Consider the following 21,089-nt stretch of genomic DNA (forward strand, 5'->3'; position numbering starts at 1 on the left):
ATTTAGGCCGTCCTAAAGATGAAGAGGGATTAATCCAGTTATTTTTGCGTACTGACTTGAGTCATACGCGGAATTTTCGGTAGGTTTTCCATCGCTGGGTCGAGCTCGTCTTCCTGCGCATGTACCAAGAAATCCACCCGTTCGCGCAGTTGTTTAAATTCAGGACTCAGCATGAGTTCAGGATTACGAGGACGGGGTAAATCGACCTCAATTATTTCTTTAATTTCACCAGGATTGGCTTTGAGCGCCACAATACGATCCGCCAATAAAATGGCTTCATCCATGTCGTGGGTCACAAAAATGATGGTGATATCAATGTTTTGCCAAAGATCCATTAAATGTTTTTGCATTTTTTGACGGGTATGCGGGTCAAGCGCGCCAAACGGCTCATCCATCAATAATATTTTGGGTTCATTGACCAATGCGCGGGCAATAGCAACGCGCTGTTTCATTCCGCCAGACAGCTGATGCGGATACTGATCTTGGTATTTTTCTAGCCCAATAATATCAATCCATTCGCGGGCGCTGGATTCAGCTGAAGCATTGCTGGCACCTTTCATTAAAGGGCCAAACATCACATTTTCTTTGACGGTTTTCCATGGAAAAAGCGTGTAACCTTGAAACACCATGCCACGCTCAGGGCTTGGGCCTTCAATGGCTTGGCCATCGACCAGCAATTCACCGCTACTGTAAGGATCAAGCCCAGCCACAATTCGGCTAAAAGTCGATTTACCGCAACCCGATGGGCCAATCACGCAGATAAATTCACGTTTATGAATCTTTAAATCCAACTGATTTAAAATAGTGCGCTCAGTCTTGCCGTGTTTAAAACTTTGTGTAAGTTTTTTTGCTTCTAAAATGACAGGGCGTGCATAAATTGCATCGAAATAAGTGGTGGCATTAAATTCTGTGCTGTTCATTATTTTGCTCCTGCTTTCCATTTAAATAGACCTTGACCGAGTTTCATTAGCACCACATCGCACACCAAACCAATCACCCCAATGATGAGGATCGCGGCATAGACATTGTCAAAGTTTTGGTAACGCGCTTGTTGAGTAATAAACCACGTAATCCCAGATGTTGTGCCAATCAGTTCAGATACGATCAGATAGGTCCAAGCCCAGCCGAGCAAGACACGCAAGTCGCGGTAAATATCTGGTAGTGCCGCTGGAATAACCACATGAAATAAGCTTTTTAATTTATTGGTACCTAGCGTAAAACCTGCTTCAATCAGGCCTCGGTCAACCATCCGTGTGGTATTGGCAATAATCAGAATTTGCTGAAACAGCGTACCAATCACGATAATGGCGATTTTAGGTGCATCATTAATGCCTAAAATCGCAACGGCTAATGCACCAAAAGCAGGAGCGGGCAAGTAGCGGAAAAACTCAACAAAGGGTTCGGTCAGTTGTGATATTTTTTGAGAAAAACCGCAAAGAATCCCCAGCGGAATACCGATGAGAGAGGCAATAAAAAAAGCGCTGAACACAATTTTAATACTGTGCCATAAGCTTTGATGAAACCATGGGGCATCAGGTTGGGCAGGTGGAGTTATAAAAGCCGTAACTAATGCTTTTGCAACTTCGTGCGGTGCAGGTAAATAGATTGGATTGACCAGTTTACCTTGAGGTGGTGCTAAACCTGCATTGACCGCAGATTGCGCTTCGGCATAAAACACCGCTTTGTCTACACGGCTATCGACTTGCAAATACGACACACTGCCAGACTGCGTAATTTGCACCTGTGGATGCCATAAAAATGGCAAATAACTCACTGCACACCAAATGAGCACAGGAATTAAAAATGATCCTAAGCCAAGCAATAGCTTGCTTTTCGGACTGAGCTCTCTTGCGACATAACCCATACTGACCAAGCCCCAATATTACTTTTTTAATAAAACGTAATACTGTTAAGCAATTTGAATGCCAAACGCGTGTATGCCGTGATTTATTGGACTTAAGCCAAGTTAGATAAGCTATAAACAGCAAAAAGCCTGCAAAAGAAGCAGGTAATATTAGTTTTTTTGATCAATACTGATGCCAAAATGAACTTTTATGGCGCAACCAATTGTAAAAAAAGTTTTTTCATTCCTTCACTCGCGCCTGCTTTAATCAATTGATACTGCTCAGGTACGCGTTGATAGTCTGCTTTCGGGTCGATATAAAATGCACGGCAGTTGGCAGGGATTTCGTGAATTAATCCAGCCACAGGATAGACTGCCAGACTTGTGCCAATCACAATAAAAATATCTGCTGTTTGTACACTTACACTGGCATCTTCATAGGCAGGAACTGCTTCGCCAAACCAGACCACATGTGGCCGTAAAGGATAACCCTCAGGGCATTTGTCGGTCTCTAAGTTTAAATCAGTACCTTCAATAGGGAAAAATTCCTGCGTGTATTGCGCCTGAGGGCCAGAGCTTTTTGCGTAACGAATATTGCCATGCAGATGCAGTACATTGTGACTGCCTGCACGTTCATGTAGATCATCAATATTTTGTGTGATGACTTGTACATCAAAAAAATCATCGAGTTCAGCAATCAATTTATGCGCTGCATTAGGATCTGCGGCTAAAATATGTTTACGGCGTTCATTATAAAAACGCTGTACTAAAGCTGGATCGCGTGCCCAAGCTTCAGGTGTGGCCACATCTTCAATGCGATGCTGCTCCCAAAGACCATCACTGTCACGGAAGGTATTGATGCCGCTTTCTGCGCTCATACCAGCACCTGAAAACACCACAATTTTTTGCATAGATTATAGCCTTATATTTTAATTGATGCGTCCATTAGGTACGGTTACATGTATTGAACGAATAATGCAGCGAATTTACTGTACTCAAAATATAGCGACTACTTCAACTCAGCTGATGCAATTCTTGTAGCACCCAATCGACAAATTTTTGTATTTGCGGTGAACTGTCTTGACTCGAGTGGACCAAATAATACTTTCTGCTACCGTGCAGTTTTTTATTTGATGCAATCACCAATTCTTTTTTTCTCAGTTCTGCTTCGATCAGCATTTGTGGAATCAGTGCCATTCCCATGCCATGACTGGCTGCCACAGAAAGCATAGAAAATAGTTCATGCCTCTGCCCATCGAAAGGCTTGGGATGCTGAATTTGATGGGCTTGAAACCATTCTTGCCAAATACTTGGACGGGTTGTTTGCTGTAATAAGGGTAATCGAAGCAATTCTTCATCACTTAAATTAAAACTATGATCATCCGTCATTTCCGCAAGTGGAAAGTTGTTTTCAATCAATTTGGGGGAACAAACGGGAACCACTTCTTCATCCATTAAATAATGCGCTTGAATGCCAGGCCAATGCTCAATTTGCTGTTGCGTTCCTGCAAAAATAGCTGCGTCAAAGACATTTTCATTAAACAAAAAAGGTTTGGTACTGGTTTCCAAATGCACGGTAATTTCAGGATGCTGTGCATTTAATTTATGTAATTTTGGCAACAGCCAACGTGTGGCAAAGGTTGGCACAACGCCCAGCTTTAAAGTACCGCCTAAGCCTTTGTGCGTCATGATATCTGAGGTGCTTTTTTCGATGCCTTGCAAAAAGGGTTTAATACTTTTTGCATATTGCTTACCTGCTTCTGTGAGATCGACACCGTGACGTGTTCGGCTAAATAGCATGACACCTAAGTACTCTTCAAGCTGCTGAATTTGGCGTGACACGGCACTTTGCGTAATAAATAACTCTTGAGAAGCATGCGTATAACTTGCGTGTTTTGCAGCAGATTCAAAGCAAATTAAGCTTTGCAAAGACGGAATATTGCGCCGCATAGATAAAGTCCTTTTTATCGATAGGTATCACAAAATGGCATATAAGAATGATTTTCATATACCACTATAGTCTATAAATAAAGCAATCCGCAGTTCAAATCAGTGGCTAAAGTGCTTAACACGCTGTGAACAAAGCTCAGGTATGCGAAAGGCGCATATCTACATGCAAATTAATCGTTTGAATGAATCACTTTTCACACATAGCATCGAATAAAACAAAGAAAGCCCGAAAAAGCAGAGGATGCGATGAATCAAATGGTCAATGTAAAAAAACCAAAAGTACAATTTAACTGGCAAGATCCGTTTCTTTTGGAACAGCAATTAACTGAAGAAGAACGCATGATTCGCGATACTGCGCATGCATACTGTCAAGAGCGTTTACAGCCACGTGTACTCGAACAATTCCGCCATGAAAAAACCGATGCATCTATTTTCCGAGAAATGGGCGAACTTGGCTTACTTGGCCCAACGATTCCAGAGCAATACGGCGGCGCAGGTCTAAACTATGTTAGTTATGGTCTCGTTGCACGTGAAATTGAATATGTTGATTCTGGCTACCGTTCAATGGCCAGCGTTCAAAGTTCTTTGGTGATGGTGCCCATTAATGAATTTGGCTCTGAAGCGCAAAAACAGAAATACCTACCAAAGCTGGCAACAGGCGAATACATTGGCTGTTTTGGTTTAACTGAACCAGATCATGGCTCTGACCCAGGTAGCATGATTACTCGTGCAAAAAAAGTCGAAGGTGGCTATCGTCTCACGGGTGCAAAAATGTGGATTACCAACAGCCCAATTGCCGACGTGTTTGTTGTTTGGGCGAAAGAAGTATCGCCTGAAGGTAATGTTGGTGACATTCGTGGTTTTATTTTAGAAAAAGGCTGGGAAGGTCTATCTGCTCCTGCAATTCACGGTAAAGTTGGCTTACGTGCATCGATTACCGGTGAAATTGTGATGGACAATGTCTTTGTCCCTGAAGAGAATGCTTTTCCAGAAGTACGTGGTTTAAAAGGTCCATTTACCTGTCTAAATAGTGCTCGTTATGGTATCGCTTGGGGCGCAATGGGCGCCGCAGAATTCTGCTGGCATACAGCGCACCAATATACTATGGACCGTAAACAGTTTGGCCGACCATTGGCAGCGAATCAGCTGATTCAAAAGAAACTTGCAGATATGCAAACTGAGATTGCCTTGGGTTTACAAGCTGCGCTTCGATTTGGACGTATGAAAGATGAAGGCATTGCTGCTGTAGAAGGCACATCACTCATTAAACGTAACAACTGTGGCAAGGCTTTAGATATTGCCCGTGTTGCGCGTGACATGATGGGTGGTAACGGCATTTCTGATGAGTTTGGTGTTGCCCGCCATCTGGTCAATCTCGAAGTCGTCAACACGTATGAAGGAACGCATGATGTACATGCACTGATCTTAGGTCGTGCGCAAACAGGCATCGCGGCTTTTGGTAACTAATTGAATTATATATCGATAAGGTGCTCTACATAGAGTGCCTTAGAGACTTTTTATGCAAAAATAAACTTAATCAATAAAGGATTCATCGTGAAACACTCTTGTAACTCTGTGCAATAGCCTGAGCAGTGATGAAATAAAAAGAATAAAAAAGGCAAATGTGCAGACATAGGAATGCCGATGACTCATTTGGGAAAATGAGGAACAAGGAAATGAATAACGAAATGCGAAACGGAGCAGGAACGCTCAAATTGCCTTCTAACGTGGGCACGATGCATCGTATTACAAGCAACACTTGGAAAATGGCTTTTATTTTTGCCTTTATTTCTTTGGTGATTGATGGTGTAGACATCATGTTGCTGTCATTCAGCCTGACCAGTTTAAAGGCTGAATTTGGTTTAAGTACATTTCAAGCCGGAATGCTCGGTAGTTCTTCTTTAGCAGGGATGGCGCTGGGTGGTATTTCGGGTGGATGGGCGTGCGATAAATTTGGCCGTGTGAAAACTATTGCTTGGTCGGTCGTATTTTTCTCAATCATGACCTGTATTTTAGGCTTTACCCAAAGCTATGAACAATTTTTAATTTTACGTTTTATTGGCGCATTTGGTCTGGGCTCACTTTATATGGCGTGTAATACGCTGATGGCAGAATATGTACCAACCAAATACCGCACAACAGTACTTGGGACTTTGCAAACGGGTCAAACTGTGGGGTATATCGTTGCAACGCTGATGGCGGGTGCCATTATTCCAGATCACGGCTGGCGCATGCTATTTTATGTCACCATTATTCCTGCTGCTTTTGCCCTGATCTTTATGCGTTTTGTTCCTGAACCAAAATCTTGGCAGGAAGCAAAAATTGAGCAGCTAAAACGCCGTGAATTAAAACTTGAACCTGTACAGCAACATGCTGCAGTCAATCAAAATGCACCTTCTGAAAGTATTTATAAACGTATTTTTGGGCATACCAATCATCGTAAAATGTTCTTCTTTTGGATGTCGACCGCTGCATTTCTACAATTCGGTTACTACGGTGTCAACAACTGGATGCCAACGTATCTAGAAACCGAACTCAGCATGAACTTTAAAGCCATGACAGGCTATATGGTAGGCGCATATACCGCCATGATTCTGGGTAAAATTTTAGCAGGCTATACCGCTGACAAGTTCGGACGTCGTATTACCTTTGTGTTTGGTACGGTAGCTACGGCAGCATTCTTACCGATCATCATTTTCTATAACACACCAACCAACATCGCCTATTTACTCGTAACTTTCGGTTTCCTATACGGTATTCCATACGGTGTAAATGCAACTTATATGGCAGAAAGCTTCTCGACGGATGTACGCGGTACGGCTATTGGCGGTGCTTACAATATGGGACGTTTAGGCGCAGCCATAGCACCAGCAACCATTGGTATGATTGCCGCTGGCGGATCATTCACCATGGCCTTTATTGTAATGGGTGCTGCGTACTTTATTGCAGGTGTTATTCCGGGCTTGTTCATTCGTGAACGTCAATATGATCCCCAGCAAGCATCACTTTCTTCAGATGCGGAAAAAGAAAAACTGGCAAGTGTAGATACATATGTTGATGATGCAGAACAAAAAGCATCTGCAAAAACTGCAACAGTAAAATAAATAAAAAGACCTGTGCCATAGCTCAATACTATGGCACATCTGGAGTGAACTATGGGTGCATTAAAAGGAATTCGTGTATTGGACTTAAGCCGTGTTTTGGCAGGTCCTTGGTGCGGTCAAATTTTGGCTGATTTAGGTGCAGAGGTAATCAAAATTGAGCGTCCAAAAGTGGGTGATGATACCCGTACGTGGGGACCACCTTGGATGCCAAATCAGCAAGGTCAAGCGACGAGAGAATCAGGCTATTACCAATGTGCGAACCGTAATAAATATTCTGTAGCCATTGATATTGCCAGTGAAGAAGGGCAAGCCCTAGTCCGTGAAATTGCCCAGACGGCAGATGTCGTGATTGAAAACTACAAAGCAGGTTCACTTGCAAAATATGGTTTGGATTATGCATCGCTCAGTGCACTAAATCCCAATATCGTATATTGCTCAATTACAGGTTTTGGTCAGGATGGTCCACGTGCGGAAGAACCAGGCTATGACTTTATTATTCAAGGTATGTCAGGTCTGATGAGTATTACTGGTGAATCTGATGATGTAATCGGTGGTGGCGCACAAAAGGTGGGGGTCGCTGTGGTCGATATTCAGACCGGACTGTACTCAACGATTGCCATTCAGGCGGCATTGTTGGCGCGGCAGCATACAGGACGCGGTCAATATATCGATATGTCATTACTCGATGTACAGGTGGCGGCGCTAGCCAATCAAGGTATGAACTATTTGACTTCGGGCAAAGCACCCAAGCGCATGGGAAATAATCACCCGAATATTGTACCGTATCAAACCTTTAAAGCTAAAGATAAAGAATTTATTATTGCCTGTGGTAATGACAAACAATTTAAAGATTTGTGTATTGCGATTGGCTATACAGAACTGTTAAATCAGCCGAACTATTTACGTAATCAAGATCGAGTGAAGCACCGTGAAGAATTAATTCCATTATTGAGTGCTTATTTTCTGACTCAAGATGCTCAAGTTTGGGTTGATGCGATTCATGCGGTAAAAGTGCCAGTAGGTGTAATCAACTCTGTAGAAGACGCATTAAATGAACCGCAAATTCAACATCGTCAAATGGTGGTGAATATTCCACATGCTTTAAATCATGATTTTAAAATGATTGGATCACCGATGAAATTATCTGATACGCCTGTAGAATACCGTCATGCACCGCCGCAGTTAGGGCAGCACACAATCGAAATTTTGTCCCAATTTAAAACTGAAGCTGAATTAAATGAATTGGCTGCACAAGGCATCATTGATCAACTCAATCATCCTGCAGCTTAAAATTCCATGGGATTATTCTTCAAACTATTCTTCAATATATGGGCTTAAACGCCTATGTGGAATGAGTGGAGTTAAAAGTTTAGACCGAAGGACTCCAATACTTCGGTCTTTTTCAATTTGGATATTCATCTATGGAATATTTTTAATATTAGCCTTCTTGATGAAGTATAATTTTTAACCAAAGCTTGGGCCTGCAATACGGTCTTTATTTTTTCGTATGAAAGAGATGTCCATACTTTTGCGCCTTGATATTTTTTCTTAAAGCTATAACATTCAAATTCTGGATTATACACAAACCAATTTCCGCAATGCTGCACGCAATAAGCATTTATATGCCTATTTTTCAAGTCTACTAATTGCACAGAAAGATTTCGATACCATCTCCATTGACGAGAGTATAAGTCTTTATATCCTTAATACGCTGAGTTTTAACATCTGCATAAGAAATCGTAGAACTAAAGCCAATGATTAAACTAGAAAGCAATATTGATCCGTTTTTTATATAGATGAACCATTCTTCTAATTGTCCATTTATTTTAAGAACGGACATTAAATCAAAGCCTTCAAACGAAATAAAGCCCTGCACAATGGCAAGGCTCTATTTTAATAACATTACATTGAATTTGTTCAGCTGCATATTATTGCTGTATAAAATTCTGCAAAGCCTGATTAAATGCATCTGGCTGTTCAATGTTTGAAATATGCGATGCATTAATTTCAAATAATTGGCTATTTGCAATGTGTTCTTGCATAAATTGACCATCTGCAACTGTGGTTACGGGGTCTTGTTGACCTGCAATAATCAATACCGGGATGTGAATAGACGAGATTTCATTGCGTAAATCCGCTTTAGCCAAAGCTTCACAACAACTTGCATAACCTTCTGGGCTGCCAGCTCCGAGGTCGTTACTCAAAGATTGTACAGTTGCAGTGTTACTTTGGATAAAGGGTTCTGTAAACCATCGTGATGCTGCTGTTTCTGCAATTGGTTTCAGACCTTGTTGACGGACTAACTGTGCACGTTCATTCCAAGCTGATTCTTGCCCAATTTTTGCAGCGGTATTGCATATAATGACATGGTTAAAGCGTTTAGGATGATGTATTGCAAGCCATTGGCCTGTTAAACCACCCATCGATATTCCACAAAATGCGGCTTGTTGAATACTTAAATGATCCAATAAATGGATGACATCTGTACCCAATTGATCAAGGCTATATGGCCCTTGGGGGGAAGAAGATGCACCATGGCCACGTGTATCATAACAAATGACAAAATAATCCTGCTGCAGCGCCTCTATCTGAGGCTGCCACATGCTGAACTTTGTGCCTAAAGAGTTAGAAAAGACAATCGCAGGTTGTGTGTGGTCACCAAAAGTTGCGTAATTAATCGTTGCATCATTGGATATAAATGTAGGCATGTTTTGAATCCTTAATTTTATAAATCCCCTAAATCCCCCTATGAGAAGGAGGACTTTTATTGAGGATTAAACACGTTCAATAATCAAAGCGATGCCTTGACCGACACCAATGCACATCGAACAGAGGGCATATTGACCTGAAATTGCCTCAAGTTGATTTAACGCAGTCGTCACTAAACGAGCTCCAGATGCACCTAAAGGGTGCCCCAAAGCAATAGCGCCACCGTTTGGATTGACATGTTTAGCGCCATCTTCTAAACCTAGTTCACGGGTAACCGCTAAGGCTTGAGCCGCAAAAGCTTCATTCAGCTCGATCACATCCATTTGTTCAAGGCTTAGACCTGTTTGAGCTAATAGCTTTTTGATGGCAGGCGCAGGACCAAAACCCATGATTTTGGGTTCAACACCCACCACCGTTGCTGCAATAATTTTGGCTCGTGGCTTTAACTTAAATCTGTTAACAGCATCATCTGAAGCAATCAGTAGTGCAGCCGCACCATCATTGATTCCTGAAGCATTGCCCGCAGTTACCGTACCATCTGCTTTCACCACAGGTTTGAGTTTTGCCAAACCTTCTGCTGTCGTCGATCCGCGTGGATGCTCATCTGTATCGACTATCAGTGGGTCGCCTTTACGCTGTGGAATGACGACAGGGATGATTTCTTTCTCAAAAAAACCATTGGCTTGTGCAGCAGCTGTACGGCGCTGACTTTCTAAGGCAAAAGCATCTTGATCTGCACGGTTAATATTGAATTGTTCTGCCACATTTTCAGCGGTTTGAGGCATGGTTTCCACGCCATACATTTGCTTAAGGATTGGATTGATAAAACGCCAACCCATGGTAGTGTCTTCAATCTTTTGGCTGCGTTCATAAGCACTTTCCGACTTACCCATAACAAAGGGCGCACGGGACATACTCTCAACACCGCCGGCAATAATTAAGTCTGCTTCATTTGCCTTAATTGCACGGGCTGCCATCGCAATTGCATCAAGTGATGAACCACAAAGTCGGTTTACAGTTGTAGCAGGAACTTGAAAAGGTACACCTGCAAGTAGCGACGACATTCGTGCAACATTACGGTTATCTTCACCGGCTTGGTTCGCACAGCCATAAATCACGTCATCAACTGACTCCCAAGCAATACTTGGATTTCGCTGCATCAGTGCCTTAATTGGTAAGGCACCTAGGTCGTCGGTACGCACTGCTGCTAAACCGCCCGCATAGCGACCGAAAGGGGTGCGGATTGCATCAATAATATAGGCATTTTTCATTTTATAAATCCTAAAAACTCAGCTCCTCCCTTTTAACGGGAGGTTGGGAGGGATTTACAGGAAGTTAATTTTTGAATATTAATCCTCCCTAAATCCCTCCTTTAATCAAGGAGGGACTTTTTGCTTTATGCTGTCGTATCTATCAGCTTTGCACCGGTCATTGACTGTAATTCGTCAAAGCTCAGACCCTCAACTTTTTCAATGACTTTCATGCCTTCAACTGTTACATCAATGACGCACAAATCTGTGTAAATACGATCGACACATTGCAGGCCTGTCGCAGGGTATGACAATTCAGCGACAATTTTCGGTTCACCTTTTTTGGTCACATGGTCTGTAGTAATAAAGACTTTTTTCGCCCCAACAGCCAAATCCATTGCACCACCTACAGCAGGAATTGCATTTGGCGCACCAGTATGCCAATTTGCTAAGTCACCATTTTGGGCAACCTGAAAAGCGCCTAATACTGCAATATCTAAATGACCGCCACGCATCATGGCAAAAGAGTCACCGTGATGAAAAAAGCAGCCACCCGTTTGCATAGTGACAAACTCTTTTCCTGCATTAATTAATTCAGGGTCTTCTTCGCCTTTAGCCGGAGGAGGACCAAAAGCCAAAAGGCCATTTTCTGAATGTAGAAAGACATCTTTGTCTGTTGGTAAATAATTTGAAATTTTAGTGGGCAAGCCAATGCCTAAATTGACATAAGCGCCATCTGGAATATCTTGTGCAACACGTTCTGCAATTTGATCACGGGTTAATTTGGTATAGCTCATGGTTCTTTCCTCACGTGATTTATGCAGATTGCTCAAGCTGTGCAGGTTGAACAGCAACAACATGTTGTACAAAAATACCAGGGGTAATAATGTGCTCTGGGTCCAATGCACCAAGTTCAACAACTTCAGAAACTTGAGCAATTGTCACATCTGCTGCCATAGCCATAATGGGGCCAAAGTTACGCGCTGATTTGTTGTAAACCAAGTTGCCCCAGCGGTCGCCCTGATGTGCTTTGATTAAAGCAAAATCGGCCTTAATTGGATTTTCGAGGACAAAATCTTTGCCTTCATAATTGAGTGTAGGTTTGCCTTCTGCCAACAACGTACCAAAACCTGTTGGTGTATAAATTGGACCCAAACCCATGCCTGCCGCCTGAATACGGCAAGCCAAATTACCTTGTGGTACAAGCTCAAGTTCTATTTTTCCTGCACGGTATAGCTCATCGAACACCCAAGAGTCGGATTGGCGAGGGAAAGAACAAATCATCTTACGGACAGCACCAGCTTTGAGTAATTTAGCCAGTCCATAGTCACCATTACCTGCATTGTTGTTGACGATGATGAGATCTTTGATGCCAAGTTCTATCAATCCATCAATCAGTTCAGCAGGCTGACCAGCCGTACCGAAACCGCCAATCATAATGGTTGATCCATCCTTAATTTGAGAAAGTGCTTCTGTTAAGGAAGCGGTACTTTTATCAATCATGCTACGATCCTTCATCAAGAACGATAAAACTATTTACCTGACTAACCACTTCAGTCATGAAAGGCAGATAATCTTTTATTTCAAATATTTACAAATTTAAAAATGCAGATCAATGGATTCCAATCATTTGCTACACAATTGGAATCCAATCGCATCAGCTGTCATCACTGCGAACAGAAGAGGGATGACGATTTAAAGCCATGACTTCAATATTCATATACGGGTAAAGGGGAAGCCCTTGTAAAATGTTGTGTAGCTCTTCATTGCTTTCAACATCAAAAATACTGATATTTGAATATTGACCAGTGATGCGCCAGATATGACGCCATTTGCCTTGACGTTGTAGATCTTGTGAATAAGCTTTTTCTACAGCTTTAATTTCATTGGCTTTTTCGACTGGCATATCTAATGGAATATTGACATCCATGCGTACTTGGAAAAGCATTTCTCACTCCTAGCTAAATATTATTTACGACGTAAGTCATCAATTTTGTTTTCATCAATTTCAATCCCTAAACCTGCTGTGGTCGGAATCTTGAGTTCGAAATCTTGATATTGAAGTGGGTTTTTTAAAATTTCTTCAGTCAACAGCAATGGACCAAAAAGCTCTGTGCCATAAGCTAAATTGTCAAATGTAGAAAATGCATGTGCAGATGCAATAGTGCCCACAGGGCCTTCAAGCATGGTTCCACCATATAAATCGATACCCGCAAGTTTGGCGATTTTAGAAACCTCACAGCCTTCGATTAAACCGCCAGACTGTGCAACTTTGACTGCAAAAACAGATGCAGAATTGTGCCGCGCAAGTTGATATGCCGTCTGCGGGCCCATCAGTGATTCATCTGCCATAATGGCTATATCAAAACGACGAGTTAAACGGCGCATCGCGTCAATGTTATCGATTGCACAAGGCTGCTCAATCAGATCAACACCACCATCTTGTAACAATTGAATGCCTTTAATGGCATCTAATTCAGACCATGCACGGTTGACATCCACACGAATAGAAATGTCCGCACCTAACGCTTTTTTTATGGCTAATACATGCTCAACATCAGCTTCAACGGGCCGTGAACCGATTTTAAGTTTGAAAATATTATGTCGTTTTGTCGCAATCATTTTTTTTGCTTCGGCAATGTCTTTTTCCGTATTGCCAGATGCAAGTACCCAAAGAACAGGTAAGCTGTCACGTAAACGGCCGCCCAGTACTTCGCTTAAAGGCAAATTTAAACGCTGCGCCAAAATATCGAGTAGCGCCGTTTGAATGGCACATTTAGCAAAGCGATTGCCGTTAATATTACGTTTAATGGCTTGCATGGTTTGAGCAACATTCAAACCAGTGAGGGTTTTCAGTAAAGGACTAAAATAAGTTTCAATATTGGTACGAATGCTTTCAGGGCTTTCTTCACCATAGCCTAGACCACCAATCGTCGTCGCTTCACCCCAACCGATATAACCATCTTCGGTGGTGATTTTAATCAAAACAAGGGTTTGCTTTTGCATGGTTGCAACAGCCATCTTGTGCGGACGGATTGTTGGGATTTCCACGAGCAGGGTTTCAATCGACTTATACATCTTGCGTATTTCTTATCTATCCAACTATTTATATACCCTAATTTAATGTAATATCTTTAACTAGAGCGATTTTGGTATTTTTAGATACTTAAAAGGTATATAAATGGAATTAAGGCACTTACGTTACTTTGTCACCGTGGTTGAAGAGCAAAGTATTACCAAGGCAGCAGAAAAATTATGTATTGCTCAGCCGCCTTTGAGCCGCCAAATTCAAAAACTTGAAGAAGAACTGGGGATTACGTTGTTTGAGCGTGGTTCTAGACCCGTGAAAACCACAGAAGCAGGTATGTTCTTTTATGAGCATGCTGTACAGATATTGACGCATACCGCCCAGGCCACAACCATGGCACAGCGAATTAATGCCGTCGATAAAACTGTCCGCATTGGTTATGTCAGTTCGCTTTTATACGCATTATTGCCACAAATTATTTATTTATTTCGACAACGTAACCCAGATATTCATGTTGAACTCATAGAATGTGGTACACGCGATCAGATTGAAGCCTTAAAAACCGGTCGAATCGATATTGGTTTTGGACGACTGCGATTAACAGATCCGTCTATTAAACGTATTTTATTAAGAAAAGAAGCGCTACGTTTAGCTATACATAAAAATCATCATTTGGCTGAATTTAAAGACAAAGGCATTTATCTTTCTCAAATTTTAGATGAACCAATTTTTGCCTACCCTACGACACCTAAACCGAATTTTTCCACCCTCATTCAATCCATTTTTACCGAATTAGGACTTGTGCCTAAACATTTAACCGAAGTGCGTGAAATTCATATGGCTTTGGGCTTGGTGGCGTCGGGAGAAGGCATTTCTTTGATCCCTGAAAGTGCTAGTGATATTGGGATGAAAAATTTGATGTACATCCCAATCTTAGATTTGGAAGCCTATAGTCCAATTTCTTTGTCGGTGCGCAATATGGATCATAGTAATTACATTCCAAAGATACTGGATTGCATTCGTGAAGTTTTCGTTGAAGAAAATATCGATTTACGCGCCATCGATGCAGATGCATAACTAATCAAGGTTTCATGATTGATATTTCATAAAATCCACTATTCAGATGATAGAGTCTTATGGAATATCAATCACTTCAGCCCAAAGTATCTTGATAAATACAAGACTGAGCTATTTCAAAAACCTTTTCATCTTCAATATTTAATTGATCGTATTGCTGCATTTTTTGAATCATCCATTCAAAGTCTGAAATTTGTGGTGCTTGGGTCTTGCCAAAATTTTGAATGATGCTTTTGATCCGATGAAAAGCCTCGACGTGAATCTGCTCAGAACAATCAAAACGGATGATGTGATATTGCTTTAACAAAGAAAATATTTCAGAAAAATGCGTTTGTTGAAGCAGATCGTTTTGGGCTTTTTGGATGGCAAGATTGATTGCCTTTAAGGTATTGGGATGTTTTTCTGCCCAATCATGGGTAAAAGCCAAAACTTTATCTGGAATATGATCAATAATATCTTGGCTATTGACGATAATACGACTATAGCCTTGTATTTCAGCTTGTGTATTCCACGGCTCTCCGACACAAAATCCATCAATTCGTTGCGTTGATATTGCTTCCACTATATAAGGCGGTGGTAAAGTTGAAAACGTTTGCGTTTGAGCGAGTTCCGTGTCGGCAAGTGCCAGCCATTCTCTTAAAATATAATGATGAATCGAATGCTGAAAAACATGCGCCAACTGAATCGTTTGATTCTGTTTTATCGCCGATGCAAATTTCTCTGCTGAATTTTTTGGAAGATCCAAAGCATGGATATTTAATTCATAGCACAGCTTTTGACTCAAACTAATATAAGCACAATTAGTACTGAGTGTAAGAGAGGTTTGTAAGGGAATGCCGAGATGGTCTTTACCCGTCACAGACGCAGGCAGCATGGCCGATAAGCAATGGGCAGCATCTAAAAAACCAAAAGCTAGACGGTCGCGTAAACTTGCCCAAGACGGTTCTTGAGTCAGTTTGACATTTAACCCTTGTTCAGCAAAATATCCTTGATGTTCTGCCCAGAGCAAAGCAACACAGTCCAGTAAAGGAATATAGCCCAATTGAATATCTGTTTTTTCAAGCTTTTGCATGGTTTATTCCTTAAATTGAGACTGTAACAGTGCTTGCGCATCAATCAGCCGGCGCGCCATTTCACCCATTGTCATACGGTGACTCATGGCATTTTTTCTCAGCAAATTAAATGCTTGATCTTCGGTTAATCCATGCATTTGTATTAAAAGTACTTTGGCTTTTTCAATATCTTTTCGATCGGCCAATTTGCACTTGGTTTCAGCCAAATCATTCAGCAGTTTTTTATGCTTTTTATATTGTTCAATTGAAATTTCTAAAATACTATTCAAACGTGCAGGGTCAATGCCATCGACAATATAAGCCGTGACACCTGCATCAATCGCGCTTCGGATAATTTCGAGACTCGAATTTTTAGTAAATAGAACAGTCGGTAAGTCAAATTGGCTGACACAGCTTTCAATGACATCGCGATGCGGGTGATCCATATCCAATAAAATCACATCTGCCTGAATATTTTGCAGATATGACATATTTAAATGATCAATCATGAAACTGGCGACCACATCAAAGTCATGTTGAATTAATGAGGCTTGAATAAATTCAGCGCGTTCTTGATCATCATCAATTAGGGCTATTTTTAGTTTTGGCATGCAAACGCTCAGACAGAGCCAAACAAATACGTATTGAGTTTTCTAAGCAATTTAAATGCCAAATTTTAAGACAATACAAAATATAAATCTGCTTCTAAATTTTAGCTTGGTTATATGCACATTTTAAAATTGAACCATTTCCGTGCACTGATCTTGTGCAGGGCTGAACCACGTTTGAACATTCAGCCGCATCTCTATAGGCATATTGACTATCTATTTACCTTAATTCGCTTAATTTCTGACAAGTCGGCGTTCAAAGCCGCAATGTAAAGATGAATTGAAGTCGAAAATAAAAACTTGGCATGGCTCGTGCTTAATACTTGTTGAGTCAATGAAGACTCTAAAAATTTGTAGACGGCCAACGACGTCCGTTCTGATCGACTCTGTTATGTGTTAGCGACATAACCGAGTAATTCATGCGTTCAGTTCAGTCAGGAGAAGGTTATGTCTTCAAATTTAAATGCCAAAAAAGCCACAAAAATAAGTCTATTTAATTTTTCTTCAGCAGCAATGCGGGCCTTCCACATGAGTTGGCTCGCATTCTTTGTTTGCTTCTTTGCATGGTTTGCCTGTGCGCCGTTGATGCCAGTGATTGCAGGCGAATTTCACCTGACTAAAGATCAAATTGCCAATATTAATATTGCCGCGGTTGCAATCACGATTTTAGTCCGCCTGATTGTCGGCCCTTTATGTGATAAATATGGCCCGCGTAAGACCTACACAGCATTATTAATTGTCGGCAGCATCCCAGTCTTTGGGGTTGCATCTGCGAATAGCTATGAATCTTTTCTTTTCTTCCGCTTGCTGATCGGTGCGATCGGCGCAAGCTTTGTCATCACGCAATACCATACCAGCATTATGTTTGCGCCTAATGTGGTGGGTACAGCCAATGCGGCAACAGCAGGCTGGGGCAATGCAGGCGGCGGTGCAACTCAAGCCCTCATGCCTTTACTGCTTGGCGCACTCGTTATGTTTGGTGTAGAGCAAGCGATGGGCTGGCGCATAGCGTTAATCGTTCCTGGTGTGATGATGCTGATCGTAGGCGCGTTGTATTGGAAATTTACCCAAGACTGCCCGCAAGGCAATTTTAAAGAACTGCGTGAACAAGGCGTTGCGGTCGGTTCAGACAAAAAAGGCGGTGCAGCCATTCTCATGCACGCAGCGCGTAACTATCGCGTATGGATTTTATTTGGCGCTTATGCAGCTTGCTTTGGTATCGAAATCTTTATTCACAACATTATTGCGCTGTATTACGTCGACAATTTCCAATTCGGATTAAAAGAAGCCGGCATGGCAGCAGGGATCTTCGGTCTATTGGCACTGTTTGCCCGCGCGCTGGGCGGTATTGTTTCAGACAAAGTCGCGACCACCAAAGGCTTGGATGGCCGTACCAAAGTTCTGTTTGCGATGATTCTGCTCGAAGGACTGTTTTTAATACTGTTCTCGCAAATGAGCACGCCAATCTTCGCCATTCTTGCCATGACAGTCTTTGCGCTCTTCACCCATATGGCGTGCGGCGCAACCTATGCCTTGGTGCCATTCATTGACCGTGATGCTTTAGGCGGCGTGGCAGGCATTATCGGCGCAGGCGGTAACGTTGGTGCGGTAGCTGCAGGATTCTTGCTTAAAGGCATGTTGGATATTCAAACCACGCTGATGGTGCTTGGCGGTTTGGTGGTGATTGCTGCAAGCTGTGTGCTGATGATCCGCTTCTCTGTAGAGCATAAAGAAAAAGAACAGCGCTTATTTGAACAAGCTGTGAATGAAAGAAATCTAGCTGAAGTTCAAAACTAATACAAATAGCGGCCTAAGCGTATAGAGGCTTAGGCTGTGCCAAAGAAAATATTGCGGAGAAAGAATATGAAAATCATCATGATTGGACATGGCATGGTTGGCCACAAGTTTATCGAATCTGTACTGGAACACGCAGGTGATGATGTTGAATTAACCATTTTAGCTGAAGAGCCGCGTCTTGCTTATGACCGTGTGCATTTAACTGAATACTTCAGCGGCAAGTCAGCGAAAGACTTAACCCTGTGCCGCAGCGACTTTGCTGATGCATACGGTATAGATTTACGCCTGAGCACCAAAGCGGTTGAAATTGATCAGCGTAATAAAACGGTCACGACCAATCACGGTGATATTCTTTCTTTTGACAAGCTGGTGCTCGCAACAGGTTCATATGCATTTGTGCCGCCAATTCCAGGCAATGAGCGTGAAAACTGCTTTGTGTACCGTACCATTGAAGACTTGGATGCCATCCGTGCCGCAAGCCTCAATGCTAAAACAGGTGTGGTGATCGGCGGCGGTTTATTGGGTTTAGAAGCAGCAAAAGCGCTGCGTGATTTAAACTTAGAAACCCATGTTGTTGAATTTGCACCACGCTTAATGGCAGTTCAGATTGATGATCTAGGCGGTAAAGTTTTACGCTCGAAAATTGAAAATCTAGGTGTTAAAGTCCATACGCAAAAAGCAACATCTTGCATTGAAGACGGTGCAAATGCGAAGCATGTAATGAAGTTTGGTGATGGTTCTGAACTGGAAACCGACATCATCTTATTCTCTGCAGGTATCCGCCCACGCGATGAATTAGCGCGCCAAAGTGGTTTAGCCATTGGTGAGCGTGGCGGTATTGTAATTAATGATTATTGCCAAACTTCAAACCCTGACATTTATGCCATTGGTGAATGTGCGCTTTGGCAAAATAAAATTTATGGCCTAGTTGCGCCGGGCTATGAGATGGCACGTATTGCAGCAAAGCATGTGATGGAACAAAACTGCACGCTTTTCGCTGGTGCAGATATGAGCACCAAGCTGAAACTGATGGGAGTTGATGTTGCATCTGTAGGCGATGCGCATGCAATGACACCAAATTCTTTAAGCTATTTCTATGCAGATGAAGCAGCTCAGGTTTATAAAAAAATTGTCGTGAATGCAGAGAAAACTAAGCTGCTAGGTGCAGTATTGGTGGGCTGTGCTAAAGAATACAATGACCTGCTGCAAATGATGCTGAATGGCTTAGAAGTTCCAGAAAGCCCAGAAAGCCTAATCATGCCTGGTTATGCACAATCTGCAGGTAAATCGGGCGGAAGCGGTGTCGATCTGCTGCCAGACAGCGCAACGATTTGTTCATGTAACAACGTCTCTAAAGCAGATATTTGTTCAGCCATTGCAGACGGATCGACCTCTTTAGGCGCATTGAAAAAATGTACGAAAGCTGCAACAGCTTGCGGCGGCTGTGCGCCATTAGTCACTCAAGTACTTAAATCGGAGCTTCAGCGTCAAGGTGTAACTGTAAATAACCATTTATGTGAACACTTTGCTTATTCACGCCAAGAGCTCTATCACTTGGTACGTGTGAACGAAATCAAAACCTTTGATGACCTGATTCAACAGCATGGCCATGGTTTAGGCTGTGATATCTGTAAACCGACGGCAGCCAATATCCTAGCGTCATGCTGGAATGACTTTGTACTTAAACCAAGCCATGCGGGCTTGCAAGACAGTAATGACTACTACCTCGGCAATATTCAAAAAGACGGTTCATATTCGGTTGTACCGCGTATGGCTGGCGGTGAAGTTACTCCGGACGGATTAATTGCCGTGGGTCAAATTGCCAAAGAATATGGTCTATATACCAAACTTACAGGCGGTCAGCGTGTTGATATGTTTGGTGCACAAGTGCATCAACTGCCTGAAATCTGGGAAAAATTGATTGCTGCTGGTTTTGAGTCTGGCCATGCCTACGGCAAATCACTGCGTACGGTGAAATCTTGTGTCGGCAGTACTTGGTGCCGTTATGGCGTGGACGATTCAGTCGGCTTGGCGATTTATTTAGAGAACCGCTACAAAGGCCTTCGCTCACCGCACAAACTGAAAATGGCTGTGTCGGGCTGTACCCGTGAATGTGCTGAGGCGCAAAGTAAAGATGTGGGCGTGATTGCGACAGAAAAGGGCTGGAACCTTTATGTATGCGGCAATGGCGGTATGAAGCCACGTCACGCAGAGCTTTTGGCATCAGACTTAGATACGCAAACATTGATCAAATACATTGACCGTTTCTTTATGTTCTACATTCAAACAGCAGACCGTTTGCAGCGTACTTCTGTATGGCGCGACAACATGGAAGGCGGTTTAGATTACCTGAAAGATGTCGTTGTGAATGATTCGCTTGGCGTAGCGGGTGAACTTGAACGCCGTATGAGCCATGTTGTGGGTACATATCAAGATGAATGGCGTACTGCTGTAGAAGATCCTGAAGTACGTAAACGCTTTGTGACTTTCGTGAATGCAAAAGCAGAACAGCAAAATGATCCGCATATTCAGTTTGCATCCGTTCGCGGTCAAATCAGACCCAAAACAGAAGCTGAACGCGATTCGTCACGCATTCCAGTGGTTGAAGCTTAAGAGAATAACGAATTTAAAACTTCTTTTATTTGATTTACATCCTTATTCGGTTTCTCGT

At 42.3% G+C, this 21,089-nt stretch carries 18 protein-coding genes; 6 read left to right on the top strand and 12 right to left on the bottom strand.

Annotated elements, in window-relative coordinates; genetic code table 11:
• Positions 1–38: 38 nt before the first annotated feature.
• From FTT92_RS09530 to FTT92_RS09545, 4 genes are all read right to left on the bottom strand, one after another.
• Entirely contained in the window at positions 39–920 is an 882-nt protein-coding gene (locus FTT92_RS09530; protein ID WP_120367011.1) for an ABC transporter ATP-binding protein, read from the bottom strand.
• Positions 920–1,864 (bottom strand): ABC transporter permease, encoded by a 945-nt coding sequence (locus FTT92_RS09535; RefSeq protein ID WP_180171987.1) that lies wholly within the window; start codon positions 1,862–1,864, stop codon positions 920–922. The genes FTT92_RS09530 and FTT92_RS09535 overlap by 1 nt, the downstream gene beginning before the upstream one ends.
• Before the next feature lie 188 nt (positions 1,865–2,052).
• Complete coding sequence (locus FTT92_RS09540) at positions 2,053–2,754, bottom strand: NAD-dependent deacylase (protein ID WP_111884690.1); 702 nt, start codon at positions 2,752–2,754, stop codon at positions 2,053–2,055.
• A 103-nt stretch (positions 2,755–2,857) separates the two neighbouring features.
• Positions 2,858–3,793, bottom strand: coding sequence for a LysR substrate-binding domain-containing protein (locus tag FTT92_RS09545; RefSeq protein WP_180107060.1), 936 nt, complete (start codon positions 3,791–3,793; stop codon positions 2,858–2,860).
• A gap of 246 nt (positions 3,794–4,039) precedes the next feature.
• Here FTT92_RS09545 and FTT92_RS09550 point away from each other — a divergent pair, with 246 nt between their 5' ends.
• From FTT92_RS09550 to FTT92_RS09560, 3 genes are all read left to right on the top strand, one after another.
• On the top strand, positions 4,040–5,260 hold the full coding sequence (locus FTT92_RS09550; protein ID WP_180023660.1) for an acyl-CoA dehydrogenase: 1,221 nt from the start codon (positions 4,040–4,042) through the stop codon (positions 5,258–5,260).
• A 209-nt stretch (positions 5,261–5,469) separates the two neighbouring features.
• The gene (locus tag FTT92_RS09555; RefSeq protein ID WP_180171988.1) at positions 5,470–6,897 is read left to right on the top strand and encodes an MFS transporter; all 1,428 of its coding nucleotides are present in this window, start codon (positions 5,470–5,472) and stop codon (positions 6,895–6,897) included.
• A 51-nt stretch (positions 6,898–6,948) separates the two neighbouring features.
• On the top strand, positions 6,949–8,187 hold the full coding sequence (locus FTT92_RS09560) for a CaiB/BaiF CoA-transferase family protein (RefSeq protein ID WP_180171989.1): 1,239 nt from the start codon (positions 6,949–6,951) through the stop codon (positions 8,185–8,187).
• A gap of 638 nt (positions 8,188–8,825) precedes the next feature.
• On the opposite strand, the gene pcaD is transcribed toward FTT92_RS09560, so the two are convergent.
• The 6 genes from pcaD to FTT92_RS09590 all read right to left on the bottom strand — a co-directional run bounded on the left by pcaD (position 8,826) and on the right by FTT92_RS09590 (position 13,934).
• The gene (gene pcaD, locus FTT92_RS09565; RefSeq protein WP_180155708.1) at positions 8,826–9,605 is read right to left on the bottom strand and encodes a 3-oxoadipate enol-lactonase; all 780 of its coding nucleotides are present in this window, start codon (positions 9,603–9,605) and stop codon (positions 8,826–8,828) included.
• Between the two features lie 66 nt (positions 9,606–9,671).
• Complete coding sequence (gene pcaF, locus FTT92_RS09570) at positions 9,672–10,877, bottom strand: 3-oxoadipyl-CoA thiolase (protein WP_180171990.1); 1,206 nt, start codon at positions 10,875–10,877, stop codon at positions 9,672–9,674.
• Between the two features lie 125 nt (positions 10,878–11,002).
• Entirely contained in the window at positions 11,003–11,653 is a 651-nt protein-coding gene (locus FTT92_RS09575) for a 3-oxoacid CoA-transferase subunit B (RefSeq protein WP_180171991.1), read from the bottom strand.
• A gap of 19 nt (positions 11,654–11,672) precedes the next feature.
• Entirely contained in the window at positions 11,673–12,359 is a 687-nt protein-coding gene (locus FTT92_RS09580) for a 3-oxoacid CoA-transferase subunit A (RefSeq protein ID WP_078193765.1), read from the bottom strand.
• A gap of 154 nt (positions 12,360–12,513) precedes the next feature.
• Positions 12,514–12,804, bottom strand: coding sequence for a muconolactone Delta-isomerase (catC, locus tag FTT92_RS09585; RefSeq protein WP_078190886.1), 291 nt, complete (start codon positions 12,802–12,804; stop codon positions 12,514–12,516).
• Between the two features lie 20 nt (positions 12,805–12,824).
• Positions 12,825–13,934: a muconate/chloromuconate family cycloisomerase gene (locus tag FTT92_RS09590; protein WP_180171992.1), complete on the bottom strand. Its 1,110-nt coding sequence runs from the start codon at positions 13,932–13,934 to the stop codon at positions 12,825–12,827.
• Between the two features lie 103 nt (positions 13,935–14,037).
• Between FTT92_RS09590 and catM the strand changes: the two genes are divergently transcribed.
• Positions 14,038–14,961, top strand: a complete 924-nt coding sequence (gene catM / locus FTT92_RS09595; RefSeq protein ID WP_078193763.1) for a cis,cis-muconate-binding transcription regulator CatM — start codon at positions 14,038–14,040, stop codon at positions 14,959–14,961.
• Between the two features lie 76 nt (positions 14,962–15,037).
• Here the strand turns inward: catM and FTT92_RS09600 are convergent, their stop codons facing one another.
• Both FTT92_RS09600 and FTT92_RS09605 read right to left on the bottom strand, forming a co-directional pair.
• Entirely contained in the window at positions 15,038–16,033 is a 996-nt protein-coding gene (locus FTT92_RS09600; RefSeq protein WP_180171993.1) for an ABC transporter substrate-binding protein, read from the bottom strand.
• A gap of 3 nt (positions 16,034–16,036) precedes the next feature.
• Entirely contained in the window at positions 16,037–16,624 is a 588-nt protein-coding gene (locus tag FTT92_RS09605) for an ANTAR domain-containing response regulator (protein WP_180171994.1), read from the bottom strand.
• Positions 16,625–17,068: 444 nt separating this feature from the next.
• Between FTT92_RS09605 and FTT92_RS09610 the strand changes: the two genes are divergently transcribed.
• Positions 17,069–18,418 carry an MFS transporter gene (locus FTT92_RS09610; protein WP_180115624.1) on the top strand — a complete coding sequence of 450 codons (1,350 nt, stop codon included), beginning with the start codon at positions 17,069–17,071 and terminating at the stop codon, positions 18,416–18,418.
• A gap of 66 nt (positions 18,419–18,484) precedes the next feature.
• Entirely contained in the window at positions 18,485–21,031 is a 2,547-nt protein-coding gene (gene nirB, locus FTT92_RS09615) for a nitrite reductase large subunit NirB (protein ID WP_218951572.1), read from the top strand.
• Positions 21,032–21,089: the final 58 nt, after the last annotated feature.

This window comes from Acinetobacter sp. YH12023 (assembly GCF_013420135.1).
Lineage (GTDB): Bacteria > Pseudomonadota > Gammaproteobacteria > Pseudomonadales > Moraxellaceae > Acinetobacter > Acinetobacter amyesii.

Coding starts and splice junctions, on each gene's coding strand:
- FTT92_RS09530 (WP_120367011.1), bottom strand. CDS start 920: ATGAACAGCACAGAATTTAATGCCACCACTTATTTCGATGCAATTTAT.
- FTT92_RS09535 (WP_180171987.1), bottom strand. CDS start 1,864: ATGGGTTATGTCGCAAGAGAGCTCAGTCCGAAAAGCAAGCTATTGCTT.
- FTT92_RS09540 (WP_111884690.1), bottom strand. CDS start 2,754: ATGCAAAAAATTGTGGTGTTTTCAGGTGCTGGTATGAGCGCAGAAAGC.
- FTT92_RS09545 (WP_180107060.1), bottom strand. CDS start 3,793: ATGCGGCGCAATATTCCGTCTTTGCAAAGCTTAATTTGCTTTGAATCT.
- FTT92_RS09550 (WP_180023660.1), top strand. CDS start 4,040: ATGAATCAAATGGTCAATGTAAAAAAACCAAAAGTACAATTTAACTGG.
- FTT92_RS09555 (WP_180171988.1), top strand. CDS start 5,470: ATGAATAACGAAATGCGAAACGGAGCAGGAACGCTCAAATTGCCTTCT.
- FTT92_RS09560 (WP_180171989.1), top strand. CDS start 6,949: ATGGGTGCATTAAAAGGAATTCGTGTATTGGACTTAAGCCGTGTTTTG.
- pcaD (WP_180155708.1), bottom strand. CDS start 9,605: ATGCCTACATTTATATCCAATGATGCAACGATTAATTACGCAACTTTT.
- pcaF (WP_180171990.1), bottom strand. CDS start 10,877: ATGAAAAATGCCTATATTATTGATGCAATCCGCACCCCTTTCGGTCGC.
- FTT92_RS09575 (WP_180171991.1), bottom strand. CDS start 11,653: ATGAGCTATACCAAATTAACCCGTGATCAAATTGCAGAACGTGTTGCA.
- FTT92_RS09580 (WP_078193765.1), bottom strand. CDS start 12,359: ATGATTGATAAAAGTACCGCTTCCTTAACAGAAGCACTTTCTCAAATT.
- catC (WP_078190886.1), bottom strand. CDS start 12,804: ATGCTTTTCCAAGTACGCATGGATGTCAATATTCCATTAGATATGCCA.
- FTT92_RS09590 (WP_180171992.1), bottom strand. CDS start 13,934: ATGTATAAGTCGATTGAAACCCTGCTCGTGGAAATCCCAACAATCCGT.
- catM (WP_078193763.1), top strand. CDS start 14,038: ATGGAATTAAGGCACTTACGTTACTTTGTCACCGTGGTTGAAGAGCAA.
- FTT92_RS09600 (WP_180171993.1), bottom strand. CDS start 16,033: ATGCAAAAGCTTGAAAAAACAGATATTCAATTGGGCTATATTCCTTTA.
- FTT92_RS09605 (WP_180171994.1), bottom strand. CDS start 16,624: ATGCCAAAACTAAAAATAGCCCTAATTGATGATGATCAAGAACGCGCT.
- FTT92_RS09610 (WP_180115624.1), top strand. CDS start 17,069: ATGTCTTCAAATTTAAATGCCAAAAAAGCCACAAAAATAAGTCTATTT.
- nirB (WP_218951572.1), top strand. CDS start 18,485: ATGAAAATCATCATGATTGGACATGGCATGGTTGGCCACAAGTTTATC.